This is a genomic window from Allobosea sp. P2_A10 (assembly GCF_056405115.1).
In genome coordinates, this window is the sequence record NZ_JBFUCS010000033.1 from 1 (window position 1) to 20,910 (window position 20,910).

Here is a 20,910-nt window from a genome sequence, read left to right on the forward strand (position 1 = left end):
GGGCGGCGGAAGGAACTCCGGCGTCGGTGGCGCCGGTAGCGCCTGTGGCGGGGCGACCGGCGGGGGTGGGATCGAGGGCTCCGGCGTCACTGGTGCGGGCGGGATCACGATCGTCCCCTGCCCTGTCTGGGGCCGTGGCGTCTCGAGCGACGGCGCGGGAAACTGTGTCGTCCGGAACTCCTCGGTGTCCGGCGTGGTCATGTTTTTGGGACCCTGCCGGAAAGAGGAAGAGATCATCCAGGCGGCGAGCAGCAGGGCGCCGACCGGCACCCCGATTTTCAGGAGATTGCCGAGCGCGGTCGGGGCCCGCGCGACGGCGGTTGCGGCCGCCGCCTCCAGCTCGATCGAGCGATATTCTTCTGGTCTTGGCATCTCCCCTCCCCTCCCTTCAGCGCTTGGCCTGGCCGGCGCGCTGCGGCGCATAGGGCTCAAGCCTAGTCGGCTCGCGGAGATTGCTGGTGCGACGATTGAACAGGCAGGTCGATTCCTGGCCGTTGCGCAGGGTCCATTGCGCGGCGACCTTGTCGACGACGACGAACGGCCCCTCGGTGCGATGATTGACCAGGGCCTCGTTGCGCTCGCCATCGACGCTGTACATCGCCGGCGTCTCGCCCTCGAACCGGAACCAGGTCTTCGTGCCGTCGTCGAAGACGGCCAGCGGCTTGTTCACCGAGGAGCCCTTGTAGCCATAGTCGCTGTTGGCATTGGCGATGTTGAGATCCTTGAGGTTGGGATTGGCGGCGCGCTCTTTTGCTGCCGCGAGCAGGCGCGCATCGGCCTCGTCATCGGGGAAGCGGAATCGGACGGTGTAGAGCTGACCTTTCGGCGGCCGCTCGTTGGAGCGCAGCACGAAGGAATAGACCCGCTTGTCGGTGACGATGTTGAGGTTCGACTGCGCGTTCTTCTCGACCGGTTTCAGGAAGATGATGTTGCCCTTGCGGTTAGGTTCGACCTTCCAGGCGATCGAGTCGCCGATCGCAAGCGTCTCGATCTTCTCGCTGTCCTGGAAGACGATCATGGTCGACGTGCCATAGGTCGCGTCGATCGCCGTGACGTTGTCGCGGTTGTAGACGATGTCGCGGATGCGCGGATCGGTTCGGCCGGGCGCCGGCACGGCCTCGGACCAGGCTGGCGCAAGCGATGCCGCGAGCCAGACCGCGGCCAGGAGGCCGCGCGAGATGAACTGAGAACCTCTCATGATCGCGGCGATCCGACCGTCCCGGGCGATGGCGCGGTTTCCTGATCGCGGCGGTATTCGAGCGCCTGGAAGCCGAGGGGATTGTCGAAGCGATACTCGTTGCGCATCGGCGAGGCCGTGTAGCGGAAGCGTAGCAGCGAGACCCAGTTGCGGGTGGTGATCGAGGTGGCGGACTTCTCCTCGGTCGAAAAGCGCACCAGCGCGGTGCGGTTGTTGGGAAACGTCACCGACTTGATCGCGACCGAGATGCCCGTGTTGGCGCCGAGCAGGCGGACGGGGTTTTGCGGATTGGCCGGCGAATAAATCTCGGTCAGCTCGCGGGCGGCATCGCCGGTCGCCAGTAACTGCGCAAGGTCGAAATTGTCCTTCAGCGCTTTGGGATCATAGGTTTCGCGCGCCTTGACGTAGCGCACGACGTTGAAGGTTGTCACCGCCTCGTCCTGGCTCAGCGGGCCCTCGGCCATCGGCCGCTTGACCTCGACGAAGCCGGTCGTCTTGTCGACGACGACCATATAGGGCTCGTAGGTCTTCAGCGGCACGAGCAGGGCAAGMGTGCCGAGCGAGGCCAGTGCCACGATCGTCATGATCGTCGCGATGATCCAGGCGATCGCGCGCGAATTGCGGTTACGACGCGCGAGATCATGTTCCCAGGAGATGCCGTCGGTGAAGTAGCGAGGATCGAGCTTCAATGCGGGTTCGGTGGAGGTCGCGTCGCTCATGAATTGGCCCTCGTGCTCGGCCGAGCACCGTTTTCAGGATTGCTGATCTGCGCGGCCAGGCGTTGGAATTCCGGCGATTGCGCCCATTGGTTCGAGCGCAAACCGACGCGGGCGCGCTGACGGGCCGAGAGCTCCTCGCGACGCGAGAGCGACGCCGGGTTGAAGGGATTGCGAGCGTCGGCTCCCCGGGCGTAGGCCGCACGGGCGGCGCGATAGCCGGTGGCGTTGGCGTAGAAGGCGCCGATGCGCGGGGCGCCGATCGGAAAGCCGCCGGCGATCGCAGCCGCGACATTATTGATCTGGGCGAGCAGCAGGATGCCGATGATGGCGAGCAGCACGACGGGTCCGATCGTCGCCCAGGTCGCATTCCGCGACGCCGCGACGCCGTTCAGCGCGTCGACCGATTGCTGGATTAGCGAGACGTAGAAAGCCAGAAACGCATAGACCAGCACCTGCACCACGAAATACTGCACCAGCGCGCTCATCCAGCCGCTGAAGAAGCGGCTTGTGACGCCAAAAAGCAGCAGCAGGATGAAGATCGGCGCCAGCGCGAGCAGCAGCCACATGAACAATTTTGAAAGCACGATCAGGAAGAGCGCGAAGCCGATCAGGACCGCCATCACGACGTAGAAGACAGCTCCGAAGATATAGGGTCCCCAGTTGGTGATTCCGGCGTTCTGCAGGAACGCTTCGGTCGCGTTGTTTGTGGTGTTCCACATGTTCTGCAACGCGTTCTGGACACCGTTGACGGAGGTCAGATTGGCGGAGAGGCCCGTGCTGTTGGCCGAGGTCACGGCGCTGAGCAGAGCATTCCCGATCGAGGATGGACCGTCGTTCATCAGCCGATAGGCCAGCGTCTGAAAGTCGCTCCAACTCGTCGCCATGCCGTAGATCAGGAAGGCGCGAAAGAGCCGGAAGGCGTGATCTGCCGGACCACTGGTCGCCGTGCCCTGCCAGATGCCGACACCCCACAAGATGACGTAGAGCGTCAGCAGGAGACCGGCGACGCTGGTCGCGCCGCCTTGCGTCGCGGCATTCGACAGCGCCTGGTAGGCGGTCGAGACGTAGTTCTGCCCGATCTGATCGACCTGCGATAGCAGTGTGGTGATCGAGAAATTGCCCATGCCGATGGCTCAGATCGGCCGCATCGGACCGCACGGGTCGAGCGATGCGAAGGGTTCCGGCACGGAGGCCGTAGCGGCGAAGGCCAGCGGCTGCCCGCCCTCGTCAGGACCGCACGGCGCTTTCAGCGGCTTGTAGGCGCAGGCCGAGAGAACAGTCCCGAGCACGATCGCGCCCAAGATGGCTGCGAGACGCCGCTTCATCGTGAGCCGTCTTTCGGGGACGAGAAGGTCATGGCGCGCGAGGCTGCCTCGGCATCGCTATGGGGCGCGATCTGCGCGACCGGCGCCTGCGGCATGACCAGCCGAACGGTGGTGACGAGGCAGGCCAGGACGGCAACCGCCAGGCTTGAGGCCACGACAAAATAGAAGACGGGTCCACGACCGAACATGATGCGTCGTCGGGTCATCGCTGCGAAAAAACCATGGCGCGGGCCGCGGCCGATTCCGACGCAATCCGATCGAGATTTTGCTGGTTCGCTGCGGCGGCGGCGTTGTTCACGACACCGGTGAGTTCATTGATGGTTTGCCCGGTCTGGACCTGAATCTGCGTGTTCTGATCGACGCTGCCCTTCAAATCCTTGGCCTGGCCGATCTGCTGTCCGCCCTGGACGAAGGCGCTCGAGCGCGTCTGGATCGCGCCTTGGGTGGAATCGATGAGGCCGGAGAGAGTTGCCGCGACATTCACGGCATTGGAATAGGCCTTGTCGGACGGGTGTGACTGACCGCCGGTCAACCCGGTGATCGTCTTGACCAGTTGCAGGCCGTTGATCAGGCCTGAGACGATGTTCTGCGACGTCGATCCCATGCCGGTGAAAGACAGCGCGCCGCCCGAGATCACCGAGCCGAGCGAAGGCGCCTTCGCCATCGAGAACCCACCGCCCAACGCCATCTGCGCGAGACTGCCCTGAGCGTCCGAGGCCCGGTCACCAGTAACGGCTTCCAGCGTCTTCTTGGTGTGCTGCAGGATGTCGCGATCGGCCTGAAGGATCTGCTGGGTGTTCGTCGCGATCTCCTGCGCCTTCGCGAGGTTCGCATTGTCGATGACCGGCACGCCTTGGGCATGGCTCAGGCTCGCGCTAAGGGTGACGATGCTCGCAAGAACTGCGATCCGCATGGCAATCTCCTATCGGTTTGGGGATGGGAGGGTTTCGAGCGCAGCCGCTGGGTCGGTCGTCGACAGTGGCGAGTTCGCTGACGCTGATGCGGTCGGACCTCCTGTGCCAGCGGCTGAAGCCGCACCGGCGTTCTGCTCCTGAACCTGCGAGAGATAGAACAGGACGTTGCCGCTGCTATCGACAAAGCGCGCACTGACGCAGGCTGGATCCGGAGTTGAACCAATCGGCGTCGTCGAGCAGGTCGAGGCGCTGCGGCAGGGATCGGCGGTCGTGCCGCTTCCGATCATGCCAACTGGGCAGACCGTACCGTTCGATGCAAGACCGCTACCCATCTTCAGGCCACCGGCGCCGCGGCTGCGATCGCTGATGCGTGCGAGGCTGAGCGCGTTGATCGCCGTGACCCAAATGTTCGTCGAGTTGGTTGCGCCCGTCCAGGCGAGGCCGTTCTGGGTTCGCGCGGCACTGTTCATATCAATGGCAGCCATGACGGTCTTGGCTGTTCCGACCTCCTGACCAGCACGTTGAAAAGCGCTTTGGGCACTCGTTAGGCTCGTGCGGCTGGCCTCGAGCTGGCCAACGACGTCGCCAGTCGCCTTAAAATGATTCCGGCTCGCCAGTGCACCGCCCTTAGCGTCCGCAGCGGGCGTCGCCGGCATCGAGGGCGCGTAGGCCTGGATCGTCTTCGCGCCGGCCCCGGCCTGGGCCTTGCTCGCCGGATCCTTGACCTCGGCCTTTTTTCCGGTGGTGACGGCGCATTTGACGCCGTCATTGGCGGTTTTTCGCTGCGTCGTGATCGGGACAAGCTTGATCGTCGTCCCCGAGGTCGCAGCTTTCTGATCGAGCTGCTTGGCATCATTCGTCGGAATCGCGGCGAAAGCCGGCGCGACGCCAAACAGACCGAAGACGATCAGGCACGGTCTGATGATCCTGCTCATGCGTCGCTCCTTCCCATGAAGACCGGCAGCCAATCGGCCGGCTCATCGCCGACGCGGGCTCGGAGCGCCGCCAACTCGGCGACGGTCTCGGTGCGGCCCGACAGCACCTTGATCAGGTCGGGCATGCCGGTGAGGTTGAGTTTCGCAATGACGCTGTCGCGGCCATGCTTGATCAGGAACGAGCGGCTTTCCGGGACCGTATTGCGGATCCAGGCGACCTCGCGCTCCGACAGCCGAAAGGCCTGCGTGTAGCTCTCGTCATCGGCTTTCGGGTTCGGGAAGAAGATGTTGGTCGCGGTCTGTTCGATCAGTGTGCTAGCGGATTTGGAGCGGACGATATCGGCGGCCGATTGCGTGCCGAAGCCGATGATGCCGTTTTGCTTGCGAATGGTTTTCAGCTTGTCCTTGATGAAGAAGGCAAAAACCTCGTCGTCGAGAAGGCGCCAGCCCTCATCGAGAAAGATCATCACGGGATCGCCGGTCAGCAGTTCCTCTGTGCGATGAAAAATGTACATCAGCGCGGCCGTGCGGATGACGGGGTCATCCAGCACCCGCGTCATGTCGAAGCCGAAGATGCGCGAGAGCGAGAACTGATCCTGCTCGTTGTTGAAGAGCCAGCCGCGCTGATCGGGCCGCATCCAGCTTTCAAGCCGCGCCAGCAGATCGCCCTCGCCGGCCCGAATGCGGCCTCGCAGCAGTGTCGAGAAGGCTTGCAGCGTACGGCCGTCCGGGCCCGCAGCGAGTGCCGAGYCGATCGCGTTGCGGATGACCTGCTCTTCCGATGCGCTGAGCGCGCCGCCATTGGTCGGGCGCAGCATGAAGGCGAAGAGCTGGAACAGGAATTCGCGGTTGGGCGCGGTGTCGGGCAGAGAGAGTGGATTGAAGCCGGTCGGTTCGCCTGGCGTCAGCACCTCGTATTGGCCGCCGAGCGCCCGGATGAAGATTTCGGCACCGCGATCCTTGTCGACGAAGAGCAGTTTTGGCCGAGGCGTGACGCGCTGCGACTGCGCCGAGATGAACGACAGGAAGACTGTCTTGCCAGACCCCGATGGGCCGACGACGGTGAAATTGCCGAGATCGCGGATGTGGTGGTTGTAGTAATAAGCGGTTTGCGAGGTCGTCTCGAACACCGAGATCGCCGGGCCCCAGTGATTTTTGTGCGGCCGGCCGCTCGGATAATTGTGCAGTGAGACGAAGCCGGCAAAGTTCTTCGATGAGATGATCGACTTCCGGGCGATATAGGGGAAGTTCCCCGGCAGCTGCGCCCAAAATGCCGGCTCGCAGTTGAGGTCCTCGCGGGTCCAGATCACCGAGCGATCGGTCAGGGCCGCGCCGACGGCGGTGACGGTGGCGCCGACCTCGGCCATATCGCGCCCGAGGCACATCACGGTCATATGGTGCTCGCCATAGATGGCCTCGGAGGCCAGCAGGTCGTCACGGGCCTCATCGAGTTGCTCGGCGACGATCGAGCCGGCTTCGTCTGACATGTCGATTTGGCGCGAAACCCGGTCGATTTGCTTGGCGGCTTCCGGTCGGTCGACGATGGCAAAACTCTGCGTCGCGATGAACTCGTGCGGGACGCGGAGCAGGTTGTCGAAGGACCCGGGTCCTGTCTGGGCGGGGTATTCGCGGATCGAGATCATCGCTCCAAAGCGCGTGTCATCCGGCGATGCGCCACGGATTTCGACGGCGTTGCGGCCAAAAAAGATGCGCTTGAGTGACAACGCGTCGGCCAGCTTCATCCGCGGCAGATGCATCGGGCGCGGCAGGCTGCCATTGACGAGCTGGACGAGAAACTCCAGCGGCTCTGAATACCAGACGCCATCGCGCGAGACGACGCCGAGCGGGCGGGCGCCATAAGCCGACAGCGTCTCGCGTACGGCAGTGGACGCATCGCGCAACTCGCTGAGCGCGGTCTGCATTGCGACGGTCTCGCCGCCGGCATCCTTGCGGCCGAGCAAACGCGACAGCGAACTCTCGAACGTGCCAGCCTGGCCCTGGAGTGGCCGGCGCACGATTGTCAGATAGAGGTCGTTGACGAACATGCGCCGCTTCGACAGCGTGGCCTGGTAGCGTTCGTCGATCTCGCGGCAGAGCGCATTGTCGAAGGTCGAGGGGATCGAGGGCTCGACCTCGCGGCGGATGATATGACTGACGAGCGCGAAGCGGGAATTGGCAAGCGTGCGGACGACGTCGTTGCGCGCCAGCAGACGAGAATTCACCGCGCTCATATCTGCGGTCTCGAAGGAATATCCTTCGAGCTTCAGGATCGTCATGACGAGGCCGTCGCGCGTCCTGATGACGTGATCGTCGACATGACGGGTATAGGGAATATGCGCCGCGACCGGCCGCTCCCGGCGTGAAACCGATCCATAGGTCAACTCATCGAGGAGGGCGCGCGCGACCATTTTTTGGGCCTCAGACGCGATAGCTGTCGGCGCCCCAGAAGGCGCGCGAGCGCGGCGGGCACCGCGAGGATTTGACGAAGAGGATCTCAAAAATCCGGTCGTCGCGCAGCGTCAGCACGTAGCCGAAGAGATGGAGCGGGATCGCCACCAGCAGCATCAGGAGATTGTGCGAGACAAGGAAGCAGACCGACGAGGCGACGCCGTTGAACATGAAGTAGAGATACGGCACCCCCATCAGTGTCGGCGCCCGCGTCAACGCCTTGACCAGCGGGGTGATCAGCGGCTGTTCGAGGTCGCGCCCGCTCATTGTCCGACCGCCGACTGGAAGAACTGGACGATCTGGGCCGAGCCGAAGACCAGAACGATGCCAAATATGACCGAGCCAGCAACGCCCCAGGTCAGCCGACCGGCCCAGGCGAAGAAGCCACAGGCGATGACGGCAAGCGTCGCGAGCGCCGTCGAGATCGGGCCGGTCAGCGCCTGTACGAGCTGGTTCAAGGTCGATTGAACCGGCTGCAGCGTGCCTGACTGCGCCCGCGCCTCGATGGCGGTCAGCAGCGACAGGGCCGCGCCAGTAACGCGGAGGAGACTTCTCAAAAGCAGCATCGGCGGCGTCCTCATTCGACATGCATGACAAAGTCGGCCGCCAATGCCGGCCGTTTGGCGGGCGTGGGACGACCTTGGATGGGGAGATTTTTCGAGGGCGGCCCATTGGCGTCAGCGCCACTGAACGATCGGCTCTCAGCACCCTCGACGCCGGGCCAGCCCTGGAGATCGTTCATGACCGCGGCGACGAAGCGTACGGTCTCAGGATAGGGCGGCACGCCACGATGCTCGATCAGCGTCTGCTCGCCGGCATTGTAGGCCGCCAGCACATAGAACGGATTTCCATGGCGTGACTGGAGCTTGCGCAAGAAGCGCACGCCGCCGCGGACATTGCCGGCGGGCTCGCAACGATCGACCTTGAGCGCTCGGCCGTCTCAGCCGTGAGCTGCATCAAGCCGTACGCGCCTTTTTCAGAAAGCGCCGTGGAAATCAGGCGGCTCTCCGCCTTGGCGACGGCCACGGCAAAAGCGCTGTCGAACTGCTCCTCGGCCGCGATCCGCCGCACGAGCGCTTCCGCCTCGCCGGCGGGCAGCTCGGCGCCAGAGGCGCAGGCGGGTTTCGGCGAGAGGCCGCCGATGACATCAACGTCGGCGGGTCGCTGCGGCAGCGGCAGGACCCGGCCTGATGAGTCGAGCGTCGCCGTCGGCTGCGGCAGCTTGTCCTGAAACTTGACAGGCGCCCTCGCCTCCTCCGCGCTAACGGACCCCAGCAGCATCACCATCACCACGCTCGTCGACAGCGGCAGCCGCATCGCAAAATCGCCTCTCGCCAAATCAGTCGATAGTCAGTATATTGACTTTCAGACGATTGGCAACAGCCGGAAATGCGATGTCCCGATCAAAGCGTGCGACGACATCCGCGACTGGGCGTCGGCTGAGAGCTGTCAGCCTGGCGTGCGGACTGGGCTTCGTCTCCACTGCGGGTGTGGCTGAGGAGGCGTCGTTCGGCTGCAAAGTCTTGCTCTGCGCCGCAGCGACCGCGCCGAGTTGGTTTGGCATCCCGTATTGCGTGCCGGTGATGCAGCAGCTTTTCCGCCAACTGGCAAAAGGTGGCGGCTGGCCTGCTTGCCCTGAAGGCCATACCAGCGGCCTCGGGCACGAGCCCTATCTCCCCTGCCCCGATGGCTGGACGCCTGCCGACAACGCGACCCGGCGAGAGGACGCCGCCGCCGCATCGTCGCCGAATGGCAGCGTCTGCCTCGATCTGTCCAAGCCGACGCGCGATTGCAGCTCGGGCTCGGAGGGCGGCTGCCAGACCAGCTATCCCAGTCAGTCGCGGCAGGCCCGAGACGAACCCTACTTCGTCGATATCACCACCGGAAATGGCCAGCAGCGCTTCTACTTCGCGCTGCGGGGCTACTGACCCATGCGCGTGTCGACCATCCTGATCGCAGGTGTCGTGAGCGTCATCGCCTCGGGCAGTTTGGCGCAGGAGGCTGGTGCTGCGCGCTGGTTTGCGATTGCGCCGACCGCGATCTTCGAGACCGGCGATAGTTGGACGGATGGTGGCGTGGTCCATCGTCTTTATGGCGTTCAGGCCTGCCTGCGTGGAACGCAGTTCACGAACGGCGCGGGCGTGAGACGCGACTGCGGTGAGGCCTCGCTGGCCATGCTGGTCGCGCTGATCCGTGATCTGCAGCCGCAATGCCATCAAGCTGCCGAGCAATCGATCTCCCGGACCCTCTTCGTCTTCTGCGTCGCCATGCGACACGGAGGTGCGGGAGCCGGCTCTCGGATCGATCTCGGCACTGCCTTGATCGCATCCGGCTTCGGCTTCGCATCGCTGGCCACCAACGGCCAACCCGTGCATCCGCCATACTTCGTCGCGCAGCTGGTCGCGGCGCGCGCGAAGGCAGGCCTGTGGGCGTATCCCGACATCCCTGAGCCCAACGCCATCATCCTGCGCAGCTTGCGCGATGGCGCTTCTACCAGCGCTCCGAGACTGGCGGTGCCGCAATGATAGGCGTTGGCGGAATTTGGCGGCGCGTTCGCAAGACCAGTTGCCCACTGCGGATCGACCGCTTCGGCGCTACGGTGCTGGTGGCGCTTGCGACTGGTGCGAGCACCACAGCCTCGGCCGACCAAACGGCGCCATCTGAGCAGCCGGGCTTCTATTCGCCAAAGGGCTCGCAGCAATCGCCGCCATTGCGGGTTGAGGTGATCGAGGGGGTGAAATTCCGCGACATCGAAACTGGCGATGTCTACCGGCTCTATGGGATCGACGCCTGTGCGCCAGCGCAACGCGCGGCGCTCGGGCGACAGCCCTGGCCTTGCGGCGTCATGGCGACGGCCTGGCTGGTCTCGGCGACGCTCGGCAAATGGGTCGCCTGCGCAAAACTTGATGAACGCGACGGCGTAATCCAGGCGCGCTGCGCCTCGTCCCAGCATGGCGACCTCGGCGCCGCGATGCTGCGTGAGGGGCTGGCCGTCACCGTCCCTGTCGAGCCGCCGCTCAGAACCTATGCGGCGCTCGAGCAGGATGCGCGAAAGGCCTATCGCGGGCTCTGGGCGAGCCGCTTCCAGATGCCGGGAGAGTTTCGCCGCAGCGCCGCGGCTTCGTCGGCCGAGGTCGAGGGCGGCCGGCCATGATGGGGCGTTCTATCGAGAGAGAGGCCAAGATCATCGCACGCGGCGGCGGCGCTATGTTGGCGCTCTTGCTGTCGGCTTGCAGCCAGCCGCGGCAGGTTGTTGTGCTGGAAAACCAACTGCCTGGGACTGACGCTCTCTACCGCGCCGATCCCGTGACGCCTGGCCGCCTGGCTTATGCTCCCGATCGCGAAACCTTCGCGCCGGTGCTGACGGAACCCTTTACCTATCCCACGCAGACGCAGGCCGAGCATGCCTGGCAACGGGCGAACTTCCGCCGCGTCGATGTCGCGGAGCAAGAGGGGCGCCCGCCCGGCATCCGGCTGTTTGGATGCAAGCCCGGCGCGCTCGACAGCTTGACCGGACGTATCACGCGCTATCGCGGCCCGGTCGTCCATTGCGCGGCAGATTTTGGGCGAGCGCCTGGACACCCGCTTCGGCGCGAAACCGTGAATTTCTACCACCATGGGGGCGTCTGGCGCCTGCTCACGACCGATCCGCCGCGAGCGCCAGTTGCCTGGCTCAATCGCGAAAAATCCGAGCGCGATCCTTGGCGGTTCCTGCCGTGGCGGGAACGCTACGAATGAGGGTGACGCCGATCACTAAGGTGCCGGGATCATTGCCGAGACCGTGGAGTGGGCGCAGAGGCCGAGGCGCGGCTCTTCGCGTCATGCTGATCGCAGCTGTCCTTGTCTGGCAGAGCGTGCACATCGAGGCCAGAGCTCAGGAGCGCACCCCCGATCCCGGCGCGTGGCGGCCAGTCTCCTATTCGGATCTGACCAAACCATCACCCGCGAACGCGACCTTCTCCGACATCTGGAAGGATGAGATCGAGGCCAACAACAAGGCCTATCGCGAGACAGGCGACTTTCGCTTTGCCAGCGGAAATGCGCCCGCGACGGAGGCGCATTTTGTGATCTGGAGCCCCACGAAATCCGTCGTGCTCTCGATCCTCAACACCGCGACTCGGTGCACGTCGAAACACGCTGACGTTAGCGTGCGCATAAAACTCTGTCCTATGCGCCTCGTCATCTACGAGGGCATCCGGGCCCGGGTACTCGATGCCGATCGGGGCTGCTTTGTCGAGCTCGACGCCATGGTTGGTCAGGGCGCCGCCACCGCGACGGCGTACGCCGCCTACGACGTCTCTTCGCGCACCGTGAAAACCGGATTGGTGGTCAAGGGCCAGGCCATCGACGGGTGCTCGCATGGCATTCCGGTACCGCCGTGACCGTGCTGCAGCTCATCTGCCCTACTCGGACGATCGGCGTGCCCAGTCGCGCGATCGTGGCCCCGCCATCGACAGCCCTCCCCCGTCGTTATTGAAAAATAGGAGCAGGTCATGAAGACCGTATTGAAACGAGCCATCGTGCTCTGTTCGATCGTGATCGCTGGCACCGCCGTGGTTGCGCAGCCTGACGCCGGCTCCGGTTGGCGGGCCATGACGTTCCATGATTTCCGGCAGCAATCGGTGAGCGATGTCCTGCAGACGATTGTCTGGCCAGATGTGATTGCGTCGGCCAATGCCTATGCCGAGAACGAGCTCAAGCGCCCGCTCCACGGTCGCAATGCGCTCGTTACGGCGCTGTCGTCGACCTACCAGCTCGGCGATCGCACCGTGATCATCAGCACGGCGCTGGTACGCGGCTGCGACAGTGGCGCGAATTCCAGCCGCGCCGATATCGAGCCGTCGATTTGCCCTCTCCGCATCGTCGTGATGAAGGACGGAAAGGTTGTCTCCTCGAAAGCCGAGAGCGGCTGCTACGTCGACCATGCCGACAAGAATCTCCCTGAGAAGAACCGCGAAGACAACTCCTACACGCAGTTTGATCCCAAGACTGGGATGATCGCGTTTCGCACGGTCGTTGGCGGCAATGCGGTTCCGGCCTGCCAGCGCACCTATGCCATCAACTGAACGCGGGAGCCGAGCATGTCAAAATCGACGAAGGTGGTCTTTGCCGTTGTGCTGTCGATCGGCCAAATTCTCTCTTCCGACGCCTTCGCCCAACGAGGGCAATATTGCGAACGCACAAACTACTCGGCCCAGGACATTACCGATGCGGTCAGGAATTCGTCTTTGCGTGATGACCTGAAATCGACGTCGTGCTCGCTCGGCGGCCTTGGTCGTTATGAATCCGGCGGCAACAAGGGTGTCTACAACGGCAGTTGTTGCACGGGCATCTTCCAGCTTAATAACGCCAACGTCCGAAAGTATGCGGGAACCGATCGCGAGGGCTATGGCTGCCTCTCGTTGCAGCAACAGGTCAATGCCTGGGCCAATCTGACCAATGACGGATACAATACCGGCGTGATGCGCCAGCTTGCATCAATGCAGACTTTCGACGGCCAAAAGGTCGACGCCGGCTTCTTGTCCGCCTGCATTCAACTCGGCACCGGAAACTGCCAGAAGATGGTCAGCGCCGGTCGCTGCTCCGGCTTCGCCGACATCAACGGCACAACGATTTGCGATATGGCGCGTTCCGCACGTTCGATGGCCGATCCGAACTGCAAAGAGGGAGAAGCGTCTTGCACGCAGGGGCCGGGGGATTTCCCAACCAACATCGGCGTTTCTGCGAATCCACCGACGTCTGACATGGCGAACGTTATCGTGGGACCAGCGGGAGTTTGATCGTCTCGTCAGTCGTTTCCGTATGTATCCGGGAGGACGATTTCGGAAAGCTGGGCGGTTGGCGACTCGGTATCGCCGTAGAGATCGGCGACGCGGTAATGGGCATGGACCAGAGCCCAAAACAGGACGACGTCCGATTTGCCAGCGAAAAGGGCCTTGGTCATGCATTGACCGATGGTCGTGATCGCCTGCAGCGGTTCGTCGTAGCGTTCGTGCAGCTTTGCGGCCATTGCCTTCGCGCTGGCGTCGCAAACCATCATGCCGTCTGCCCCATTTGATGGTTCTGCTCGCGAGCGGCGGGAGAAGTCCAGCGCTTGGAGCTGGCTTCCTGGATGGGGAGCAGACCTGCGATCGCCATAGTCGAACCGATCCTGCGTGGAGAACCGAGGCGGTCAAGTGGCCAGTTTGCGCGTCGCAGTACCCTTTCCATACGCAGGTCTGTCACCGTGACGATCGAATCCAAATCGTGAGCGCGACCCCAATCGCGCATCGCTGCGAGCAGCACGAGCGTCGCCCGGCGTAGACCCCCATTCGACGTCGCATCGGTAAGTTCGGTATCGACGCAAAAGCGCGAGCTTTCCGCGATCAGGTTAGAGCGAGGCGCAACTGCGCCGTCCAGAAGCTCCGGAAACGTGTCGGCCAGCATGTTCGGACCGGTCGTAGGCAGCAACCGCACGCAACCCAGCACGTCACCGCGATCTACGACGACAAGATAGGTGGCATCCAGCGTGTCGTACCGATCCATTTCGAGATCACCCGTCGTCGATACCGACCAGTCGAGGCGGTCCTTGAAGACCTTCCGCCGCAGGCGATGCATGCCCATCAGGAGCAAGAAATTGGCGCCATATCTGGCGCGGCTCAGTTCGATAACCTGCATGGCCCCACTCCCAACCGCGTTGGTCTGGAGGCCAATGAAGCAGGTACAGCCGTCCGACGAACCTGTCAGATGTGACAGGGTGGATTCGCTCTAAAGTTGCGGCCGCGTTATTGCCGCATCTTTCCGGCAAGGACGGTTTCATCGATCTCACGGATCATCACGTTCGTGAAACAGGGCGCCGCAATCAACGGAGACCCCGATGAAATCGGTGGAAATAGCCTATCAGGAACTGGTGGATGGAGTGCATTCGTCGTCCGGAGAAGCGGAATTCGGGCGCGTTGGCCAACGCGTCGCCGAGAGCATGGGCTTCCGGTACTTTGCCTATCTGGGCTTTGGAGAGGCCGACCCCGTTTTAATCTCGTCTTATCCGAAGCGGTGGAGCGATCATTATTTTGCCGAGGCATATCAGAAGATTGATCCCGTCTTCGCATTTGCCCGAAGCGGGCGTTCGACCATGCAATGGACCCGCGAGGCCGCCCGTCACTTTCCGCTGCGCGCCCAGCAACGACTGTTCGACGACGCAGACGAATTTGGCATCCGCCATGGTGTCTCCGTCGCCATCGCCGGCGGCTTCGATCGCTTCGCCGCCTTCACCTTCGCGGTCGACGAGATTAACTCGGTACACAGACGGATGGTCACGGAAGCGAACGATATCGTCCAGTTGATCGGGCTGACGTTTCACGCACATGTCGATGCCAAGCTGCCTTTGCTCGCGACCACAACTACGGCTCGGATCACGCAGCGGGAGCGGGAGTGCCTGGAATGGGCCGCTCGCGGCAAATCCATGGACGAGACGGCCGCCATTATGGGCCTGACGAAGCGGGTGGTGAAGTTCCATCTCGATAACGCCAGGGTGAACCTCGGTGCTGACACCTTGCCGCAGGCTGTCGCCGTCGCAATGCGGGCGCGTGACATTTCCTAGTTCCATAAGTCCATGCCCTCTGCCGCACTACCTTCTCTCCTGATTGATCGCACGGCCGGCAAAAGCTTCTACATCGCGTAGGCTGTTTGACGTTCGGGTCAGAGGATATGCCGGACTGCCGTGAGGTAGCCGGTCGCTTGACAACGCGATTGGTTCGCCGCCGGGCACGTCTAGCTACCCATGGTGGCGCGCCGTCGCGCAGTCGGTGCAAGTTGCCGGCCGGCAACTTTGCCAACGGCTCGCCTTGAGTTAACCACTCGTTAACCCTTAATCGCTTGCCAGACTCAGGGAATCGGGTGATCTTGTCACGGTAATCGGCGCAATGAGCGCCATTTTCCGTGTTTACGCGAGTTCGCTGTGGAATCTGCCGTCAATCTTGTCCAGCCCAAGAAGGCGATCCATGAGTTGGTCGGCGCTCATGCGCGCGAACTGTCATCGAAATTGCAAGCTCATAGGCTCCAGCTGTTTCCGCCAGAAGCCCGCAAGACGCTCCGGCGCTTTTCGTCGATCGAAGCTGCAAAGCTGATTGGCATCAATGACGGCTACCTGCGGCGGCTGTCTCTCGAGGGCAAGGGTCCGCAGGTCGACGTCGGCCGGCAGGGACGGCGATCATACACAGTCGAGGATATTCAGGCGCTCCGGGAATTTCTGGATATCGGCGGTAAGGCTGATCGTAGATATGTTCCACGCCGCGACCGCGATGAGCATCTCCAGGTCATCACCGTGGTCAATTTTAAGGGGGGCAGCGGCAAGACGACGACCGCGGCCCATCTGGCGCAGTATCATGCGCTGCGCGGCTACCGCGTCCTGGCGATTGATCTCGACCCGCAGGCGAGCCTGTCGGCGCTCCATGGGTTCCAGCCGGAGTTCGACGTCGGAGACAATCAGACGCTCTACGGCGCGATCCGCTATGATGGCGGACGCCGGGATATGAAAGAGATCATCAGGAAGACGTACTTCGCCAATCTCGATCTGGTGCCGGGCAATCTCGAGCTGATGGAGTTCGAACACGAAACTCCGAAAGCGCTGATGGGCCAGAAGCAGCTCGAGACGATGTTCTTCACCCGGATGGACGCGGCTCTGGCGTCGGTTGCGGACGACTATGACATTGTCGTCGTCGACTGCCCTCCCCAGCTCGGTTTTTTAACGCTGTCGGCCCTGTGTTGCGCAACTGCGGTTCTCGTCACGGTTCATCCGCAAATGCTCGACGTCATGTCGATGTGCCAGTTTCTCATCATGACATCTGATTTGCTTGGCGTTGTCGCCAATGCCGGCGGCAACATGGGTTATGATTGGATGCGCTATCTCGTCACGCGATATGAGCCTGGCGACGGCCCTCAGAACCAGATGATGTCGTTCATGCGTTCCATGTTCGGAGAACATGTCCTGAATTACCCCATGCTCAAAAGCACGGCCATTTCCGATGCCGGTATCACCAAGCAAACCCTCTATGAGGTTAGCCGCGACCAGTTCACCCGTTCGACATATGATCGAGCGATCGAGGCGTTGGACAATGTCAACGGCGAGATTGAACAACTGGTTCTCTCCGCTTGGGGACGAGGGTAATGGCTCGCAAGAACCTCTTGGCCGGGCTGCTCGACGAAAAGTTGCCGGCCGGCAACTCGGGGAGCGCGCCCCAACCTGCAGGCCCGATACAGCCGATCCAAGGCCTGCAGTCGAGCGCATTTGGGCCGCGAGGTGGCGCCATTGGCGCTGTGACGCGTTCGATCGAGCAGCTGAAGGCGCACGCGGTACTCGACCTCGCTGCCGAACTGATTGACGCATCACTCATCGCCGATCGTCTGGCAGACGCAGGCGATGACCATAATCTGTTGGTGGCATCGATCCGTGAGCATGGCCAGCAGGTGCCAATCTTGGTTCGCCCCCATCCGAATCATGAAGGGCGATATCAGATCGCCTATGGCCGGCGCCGGCTGCGAGCTTTGAAGGAGCTCGGCCAAACTGTTCGCGCTATCGTCAAACCGCTCTCGGACGAGCAACTGGTTGTTGCGCAGGGGCAGGAAAACAGCGCTCGGACAGATCTTTCGTTCATCGAGAAAGCCCTCTTCGCTGCCCGTCTGGAAGAGGGGGGATTTAATCGCGAGACGATCATGTCGGCTTTGTCAGTCGACAAGTCAGGATTGTCCCGGCTGATCTCTTCCGCCGTCAAAATTCCCCATGACATTGTCGAAGCCATCGGGCCTGCGCCGAAAGCCGGGCGCGATCGTTGGATTGAACTGTCGACGCGGCTCGGCGGAGCGGCTGCAATTGAGAAGGCGCGTAAAGCAGCCGGCGGGGCACAGTTCCCTGCGCTGAGTTCAGATGAGCGCTTCAGCAGGATCTTCGATGCGGTGGCACCGAAGAAACCGAAGGCTGTGCGGCCGACGATCTGGAAATCCGACGACGGCCTTCGTGTCGCCAGCATTCGCGAAGATGCGAAAGCGGTGACGGTCACGATCGACAAAATGGTGGATGCCGATTTTGGCGCCTATCTCGTCGAGACAATTCCCGAGATCTACGCGGCGTTCAAACGCCGGGCAGAGGCGTGAACCGAGTATTTTCGACACAGAAAAGGAGCGTTTGAAGCAAAGAAAAAGGCCCCCGAAACGGAGTTCCGGAAGCCTTCTCTTCAAGTTTGGCGACTGAGAGAATCGCACTTCCACGAATCACCGTCAAGAGTCTCGTGAGAGATTCAGCGCCGTTTCGGCGAGCAGGATTTCTTTGCCCTGAACGAGGCAAGGATCATGGAACCACGACTCTCGACGACGCCCTTCGGGCGGCGATCGTTGACGCTTGCTCATGTGGCAAGCCAGGCGAGCGCGAAAACGCGGCCGCCGGAAAAAGCGGTCCACAAATGGAACGTCTTCCGCGCGATATGCACGGCCAAGAACAGCCTCGGCGTGACCGAGCGGGCGTTGGCTGTGCTGGACGCGCTACTGACGTTCCATCCCGAGACCGTCCTGACCGGCGAGGGTCTCGTGGTCTTCCCCTCGAACCAGCAGCTTTGCCTGCGCGCGCACGGCATGCCGCCGGCGACATTGCGGCGCCATCTCGCTGTCTTGGTTGACAGCGGGCTGATCGTCCGCCGCGATAGCCCCAACGGCAAGCGCTATGCCCGCAAGGACAGGGCCGGTGAGATCGAACTCGCCTTCGGCTTCGATCTTTCACCGCTGGTTGTTCGCGCTGAGGAGTTCGAGGCCTTGGCCGAGGAGGTCCTGGCTGAGGACCGTGCGCTTAAGCTGGTGCGTGAGCGCATCACGATCTGTCGGCGCGACATCGCCAAGATGATCGCGACAGGCCTGGAGGAGGGCGTGCCGACCCGTCGGGGAGGGCAGGGCCCGGCCGATTGGATGGAGGTTCATGGGCGTTACAGGGGCATCGTCGGGCGGATTCCGCGCTCAGCTACGCGGCTAATACTCGAGCCGATTGCCCAAGAGCTTTCGCTGCTGGCCGACGAAGTGCTCATCCTGTTGGAGGAACACGTTAAAACTCAAAATATGAGCGGCAATGAGTCTCATTTTGAGCGTCACATACAGAGTTCAAAACCAGACTCCCTTACTGATCTTGAACCTCGCTTTCCAGAAAGCAGGGGGGCGATTGTCGAGATCCAATCGGAACCGGCGAGGATGCAGGAACGGACCTACCCCTTGGGGATGGTGCTCGACGCCTGCCCGGACATCATCGACTACTCCCGCGGGGGAATTTCGAACTGGCGCGATCTCGCGGCTGCTGTTGCCGTGGTCCGGCCGCTGCTGGGGATCAGTCCCAGCGCCTGGTACGAAGCGCAAGCCGCGCTCGGCGAAATCGAGGCTTCGATCGTGGTCGCGGCTATTCTGCAGCGCGGGGAGGCGATCAACAGCGCCGGCGGCTATCTGCGTGGCCTGACGCGAAGAGCCGAGGCGGGAGAGTTTTCGCTCGGGCCGATGCTGATGGCGCTGATCGGCAGCCGAAAGCGCGAGAAGCAGCGGGCTTGAGGGTTGGGTGCGATGGTTGAGACGAAGAACACGCCACAGGCAATGCTAATCGACGGCGATTGGCGTCTTTTGCTTTGCTTGGAATGCCGAGCGCTCCATAGTGGTGCCCGTGGGGTTCAGTAGGGGGCGGTTATGGAACAGCTTCGCATTTCAGAGGCCGTCGAGGCGGCTGCGAAAGCGCTGCACGACTCCGTGCGGGATCCGAAACAGTTCCGCTGGGACGCCATGACCGAACAGTGGCGTATCGAGATGCGCGCCTATGTTCGCCAGTGCGTTCTGGCAGCACTGAGGGCGTCTGATGAATTCGTCGCGCGCCCCACAGATCGGCGGGTGCTCGGGACGCGGCCGCGTCTGGAGATGGTTTCGCGCTGAAGGCTCGGTCTGGCAGATTGGCGGTTGCCGGGTTGGGCGCGGTGCACCGCCTCAATCAGGTTTTCGGTCTTTGCGTGCCTTGGGGATGGGTGAGGGGGCTGTCTCACGCTCTTGAGCTTCCTTCTGCAGGCGCAACTCTCTCAGCCGCGCGGTGTTGGCGTCCCGAGCCCGATTGGCGATGTCGCCTTCGGAGGGAGTGCGATCACCACCTTTCTCCGGCGCCTGCAGCCTGAGAAAGGCCTTGTCGGCGTCGAGACGCTGTTTCGACTTTTCGTCCATCTGTGATCCTTGAGAGGTGAGCCCGGATGAATGCTGTGCGACGCGGATCGCTAAAGCGTCAACCGGCGGCCTTGCTGAGATGCCGGTCGGCGGCCAACGACGCGAGAAGAAGCGGGCGTGATGGTGATGCGGCGCAGCCACGCTCTGTCGGGATATTTTGCTGAGGCCTATCGAGCCCTTGCAGGCGCCGCTGCGAGGGCTTGTGATAGCCGGCATGGCAAAACTGTCCCGCGTGATCCTGACCGTGCTTCTTTCCGGGCGTCATGCGGCGCTTGGCGGCCGGTCATCGCGTGACAGGGCGGCCAATCTGGCTCGGATTGCGGCGTCCTATAGCCGCGTCGAGCTTGAGACCGAAAAGGGCATCGGACCAGCACGCGCGGCGGAGGTCGAGCGCTGGCTGTTGGGGCAGGGGTTGTCGCTGCGGACCGACCGGGATTGCTCGGTCTCAGCGGTCGGATTTGCCGAGGTGAGCACAACGGGCAGCGCGGAGCGGGTGGCAAACTCAGAATTCCAATGACGGGTGCCACCTTCTGCCCGGCGACAATGTGTCCGCTGTTCGCTGTAGACGGCTCAAGTTTTAGCGGAGCGGTCAATGCGCCCTGCGAGCGTGACGCGTGCCGCTGGTTCGATGGCCAAATCTGTCAGGCCGGGCGCGTGGCGACCGGCGAGGTCGCGATGGCGTCAGCAGGCGCGTCCGGTTCCTGGCCAAAATTGAATGATCCGATGCGGCGTCGCGCTTTTGATTGCCCGCGTGAACACGAATGCTCCTGGCAGCAGCAGTCGCCCGGCGGCTTGTGCGCGCCGCGTCGTGCCCTGGCGCATGGGCTTGATCCGCGCCACTGCCGATAGAGACTACCGGAGCGGGTTTGGGGACCGCTGCTCCAGGCGCAACACGGCGGCAGCTCGCCGCGCCTTTTCTTCCTGCCATCGCGCTTCGACCTGGTCGGCGATGAGTTCCCGGTCGATGATGACGATGCGCAGCATGCCGAGCTTGAAGGCGACCTCCGCCAGCAGCGAAAGCTTGTCTTCCGGCAGGTCATAGGCGCCGCCCTCGAACACGGGCGCCAGAGTGGCTTTAGCGGCGTCGACAGTCTGGTCGAGCTGTGCGTTGAAGCGCTGTCGCTTGTCGTCGCTCATCGGCATGGCCGCGTCTCTCGTGTGTCCGGA

At 62.8% G+C, this 20,910-nt stretch carries 28 protein-coding genes and 2 pseudogenes; 13 read left to right on the forward strand and 17 right to left on the reverse strand.

Annotated features, from left to right (window positions below; genetic code table 11):
- The 13 genes and pseudogenes from AC1DZY_RS25535 to AC1DZY_RS25595 form a co-directional block, all read right to left on the reverse strand.
- Window positions 1-372: pseudogene (locus tag AC1DZY_RS25535) on the reverse strand (type IV secretion system protein VirB10); the annotation flags it as partial.
- 16 nt (window positions 373-388) lie between these two features.
- A complete protein-coding gene (virB9, locus tag AC1DZY_RS25540; RefSeq protein WP_476822960.1) occupies window positions 389-1,198 on the reverse strand; it encodes a P-type conjugative transfer protein VirB9 in 810 nt (269 codons plus the stop codon).
- Window positions 1,195-1,917, reverse strand: a complete 723-nt coding sequence (locus AC1DZY_RS25545) for a VirB8 family type IV secretion system protein (protein ID WP_476822961.1) — start codon at window positions 1,915-1,917, stop codon at window positions 1,195-1,197. The genes virB9 and AC1DZY_RS25545 overlap by 4 nt, the downstream gene beginning before the upstream one ends.
- Window positions 1,914-3,041: a TrbL/VirB6 family protein gene (locus AC1DZY_RS25550; protein WP_476822962.1), complete on the reverse strand. Its 1,128-nt coding sequence runs from the start codon at window positions 3,039-3,041 to the stop codon at window positions 1,914-1,916. Before AC1DZY_RS25550 ends, AC1DZY_RS25545 begins: the two co-directional genes overlap by 4 nt.
- 9 nt (window positions 3,042-3,050) lie before the next feature.
- Window positions 3,051-3,242 (reverse strand): hypothetical protein, encoded by a 192-nt coding sequence (locus AC1DZY_RS25555; protein ID WP_476822963.1) that lies wholly within the window; start codon window positions 3,240-3,242, stop codon window positions 3,051-3,053.
- Window positions 3,239-3,430, reverse strand: a complete 192-nt coding sequence (locus tag AC1DZY_RS25560) for a hypothetical protein (RefSeq protein WP_476822964.1) — start codon at window positions 3,428-3,430, stop codon at window positions 3,239-3,241. Before AC1DZY_RS25560 ends, AC1DZY_RS25555 begins: the two co-directional genes overlap by 4 nt.
- Window positions 3,431-3,444: 14 nt before the next feature.
- A complete protein-coding gene (locus AC1DZY_RS25565; protein ID WP_476822965.1) occupies window positions 3,445-4,155 on the reverse strand; it encodes a type IV secretion system protein in 711 nt (236 codons plus the stop codon).
- A gap of 9 nt (window positions 4,156-4,164) precedes the next feature.
- A complete protein-coding gene (locus AC1DZY_RS25570; protein WP_476822966.1) occupies window positions 4,165-5,091 on the reverse strand; it encodes a hypothetical protein in 927 nt (308 codons plus the stop codon).
- Window positions 5,088-7,499 carry a VirB4 family type IV secretion/conjugal transfer ATPase gene (locus AC1DZY_RS25575; RefSeq protein ID WP_476822967.1) on the reverse strand — a complete coding sequence of 804 codons (2,412 nt, stop codon included), beginning with the start codon at window positions 7,497-7,499 and terminating at the stop codon, window positions 5,088-5,090. Before AC1DZY_RS25575 ends, AC1DZY_RS25570 begins: the two co-directional genes overlap by 4 nt.
- Window positions 7,500-7,509: 10 nt before the next feature.
- A complete protein-coding gene (locus AC1DZY_RS25580) occupies window positions 7,510-7,806 on the reverse strand; it encodes a VirB3 family type IV secretion system protein (RefSeq protein WP_069694307.1) in 297 nt (98 codons plus the stop codon).
- On the reverse strand, window positions 7,803-8,105 hold the full coding sequence (locus tag AC1DZY_RS25585; RefSeq protein WP_476822968.1) for a TrbC/VirB2 family type IV secretion system protein: 303 nt from the start codon (window positions 8,103-8,105) through the stop codon (window positions 7,803-7,805). Before AC1DZY_RS25585 ends, AC1DZY_RS25580 begins: the two co-directional genes overlap by 4 nt.
- An 11-nt stretch (window positions 8,106-8,116) precedes the next feature.
- Window positions 8,117-8,374 carry a hypothetical protein gene (locus tag AC1DZY_RS25590; RefSeq protein WP_476822992.1) on the reverse strand — a complete coding sequence of 86 codons (258 nt, stop codon included), beginning with the start codon at window positions 8,372-8,374 and terminating at the stop codon, window positions 8,117-8,119.
- Between the two features lie 18 nt (window positions 8,375-8,392).
- Window positions 8,393-8,856: pseudogene (locus tag AC1DZY_RS25595) on the reverse strand (transglycosylase SLT domain-containing protein); the annotation flags it as partial.
- A gap of 77 nt (window positions 8,857-8,933) precedes the next feature.
- Here AC1DZY_RS25595 and AC1DZY_RS25600 point away from each other — a divergent pair.
- The 7 genes from AC1DZY_RS25600 (at window position 8,934) to AC1DZY_RS25630 (ending at window position 13,319) form a co-directional block, all read left to right on the forward strand.
- The gene (locus AC1DZY_RS25600; protein WP_476822969.1) at window positions 8,934-9,467 is read left to right on the forward strand and encodes a hypothetical protein; all 534 of its coding nucleotides are present in this window, start codon (window positions 8,934-8,936) and stop codon (window positions 9,465-9,467) included.
- A gap of 3 nt (window positions 9,468-9,470) precedes the next feature.
- The gene (locus AC1DZY_RS25605) at window positions 9,471-10,064 is read left to right on the forward strand and encodes a thermonuclease family protein (RefSeq protein ID WP_476822970.1); all 594 of its coding nucleotides are present in this window, start codon (window positions 9,471-9,473) and stop codon (window positions 10,062-10,064) included.
- Between the two features lie 209 nt (window positions 10,065-10,273).
- Window positions 10,274-10,693 (forward strand): thermonuclease family protein, encoded by a 420-nt coding sequence (locus AC1DZY_RS25610; RefSeq protein ID WP_476822971.1) that lies wholly within the window; start codon window positions 10,274-10,276, stop codon window positions 10,691-10,693.
- Window positions 10,690-11,277 carry a hypothetical protein gene (locus tag AC1DZY_RS25615; protein ID WP_476822972.1) on the forward strand — a complete coding sequence of 196 codons (588 nt, stop codon included), beginning with the start codon at window positions 10,690-10,692 and terminating at the stop codon, window positions 11,275-11,277. The genes AC1DZY_RS25610 and AC1DZY_RS25615 overlap by 4 nt, the downstream gene beginning before the upstream one ends.
- An 83-nt stretch (window positions 11,278-11,360) precedes the next feature.
- A complete protein-coding gene (locus AC1DZY_RS25620) occupies window positions 11,361-11,921 on the forward strand; it encodes a hypothetical protein (RefSeq protein WP_476822973.1) in 561 nt (186 codons plus the stop codon).
- A gap of 111 nt (window positions 11,922-12,032) precedes the next feature.
- Window positions 12,033-12,605 (forward strand): hypothetical protein, encoded by a 573-nt coding sequence (locus tag AC1DZY_RS25625; protein ID WP_476822974.1) that lies wholly within the window; start codon window positions 12,033-12,035, stop codon window positions 12,603-12,605.
- Between the two features lie 15 nt (window positions 12,606-12,620).
- Entirely contained in the window at window positions 12,621-13,319 is a 699-nt protein-coding gene (locus AC1DZY_RS25630; protein ID WP_476822975.1) for a hypothetical protein, read from the forward strand.
- An 8-nt stretch (window positions 13,320-13,327) separates the two neighbouring features.
- Here the strand turns inward: AC1DZY_RS25630 and AC1DZY_RS25635 are convergent, their stop codons facing one another.
- Window positions 13,328-13,549 carry a hypothetical protein gene (locus AC1DZY_RS25635; RefSeq protein ID WP_476822976.1) on the reverse strand — a complete coding sequence of 74 codons (222 nt, stop codon included), beginning with the start codon at window positions 13,547-13,549 and terminating at the stop codon, window positions 13,328-13,330.
- A gap of 26 nt (window positions 13,550-13,575) precedes the next feature.
- Window positions 13,576-14,196: an acyl-homoserine-lactone synthase gene (locus tag AC1DZY_RS25640; RefSeq protein ID WP_476822977.1), complete on the reverse strand. Its 621-nt coding sequence runs from the start codon at window positions 14,194-14,196 to the stop codon at window positions 13,576-13,578.
- 199 nt (window positions 14,197-14,395) lie between these two features.
- Between AC1DZY_RS25640 and AC1DZY_RS25645 the strand changes: the two genes are divergently transcribed.
- The 5 genes from AC1DZY_RS25645 (at window position 14,396) to AC1DZY_RS25665 (ending at window position 19,464) form a co-directional block, all read left to right on the forward strand.
- Window positions 14,396-15,118: a LuxR family transcriptional regulator gene (locus AC1DZY_RS25645; RefSeq protein ID WP_476822978.1), complete on the forward strand. Its 723-nt coding sequence runs from the start codon at window positions 14,396-14,398 to the stop codon at window positions 15,116-15,118.
- 357 nt (window positions 15,119-15,475) lie between these two features.
- Window positions 15,476-16,684: a plasmid partitioning protein RepA gene (repA, locus tag AC1DZY_RS25650; RefSeq protein WP_476822979.1), complete on the forward strand. Its 1,209-nt coding sequence runs from the start codon at window positions 15,476-15,478 to the stop codon at window positions 16,682-16,684.
- Window positions 16,684-17,667, forward strand: coding sequence for a plasmid partitioning protein RepB (repB, locus tag AC1DZY_RS25655; RefSeq protein ID WP_476822980.1), 984 nt, complete (start codon window positions 16,684-16,686; stop codon window positions 17,665-17,667). Before repA ends, repB begins: the two co-directional genes overlap by 1 nt.
- A gap of 195 nt (window positions 17,668-17,862) precedes the next feature.
- The gene (gene repC / locus AC1DZY_RS25660) at window positions 17,863-19,092 is read left to right on the forward strand and encodes a plasmid replication protein RepC (protein WP_476822981.1); all 1,230 of its coding nucleotides are present in this window, start codon (window positions 17,863-17,865) and stop codon (window positions 19,090-19,092) included.
- Window positions 19,093-19,224: 132 nt separating this feature from the next.
- Window positions 19,225-19,464, forward strand: coding sequence for a hypothetical protein (locus tag AC1DZY_RS25665; protein WP_476822982.1), 240 nt, complete (start codon window positions 19,225-19,227; stop codon window positions 19,462-19,464).
- Between the two features lie 51 nt (window positions 19,465-19,515).
- Here the strand turns inward: AC1DZY_RS25665 and AC1DZY_RS25670 are convergent, their stop codons facing one another.
- Window positions 19,516-19,743, reverse strand: a complete 228-nt coding sequence (locus AC1DZY_RS25670) for a hypothetical protein (RefSeq protein ID WP_476822983.1) — start codon at window positions 19,741-19,743, stop codon at window positions 19,516-19,518.
- Window positions 19,744-19,957: 214 nt separating this feature from the next.
- Here AC1DZY_RS25670 and AC1DZY_RS25675 point away from each other — a divergent pair, with 214 nt between their 5' ends.
- Complete coding sequence (locus AC1DZY_RS25675) at window positions 19,958-20,260, forward strand: hypothetical protein (protein ID WP_476822984.1); 303 nt, start codon at window positions 19,958-19,960, stop codon at window positions 20,258-20,260.
- Window positions 20,261-20,595: 335 nt separating this feature from the next.
- On the opposite strand, the gene AC1DZY_RS25680 is transcribed toward AC1DZY_RS25675, so the two are convergent.
- The gene (locus AC1DZY_RS25680) at window positions 20,596-20,886 is read right to left on the reverse strand and encodes a hypothetical protein (RefSeq protein WP_476822985.1); all 291 of its coding nucleotides are present in this window, start codon (window positions 20,884-20,886) and stop codon (window positions 20,596-20,598) included.
- Between the last annotated feature and the right edge of the window lie 24 nt (window positions 20,887-20,910).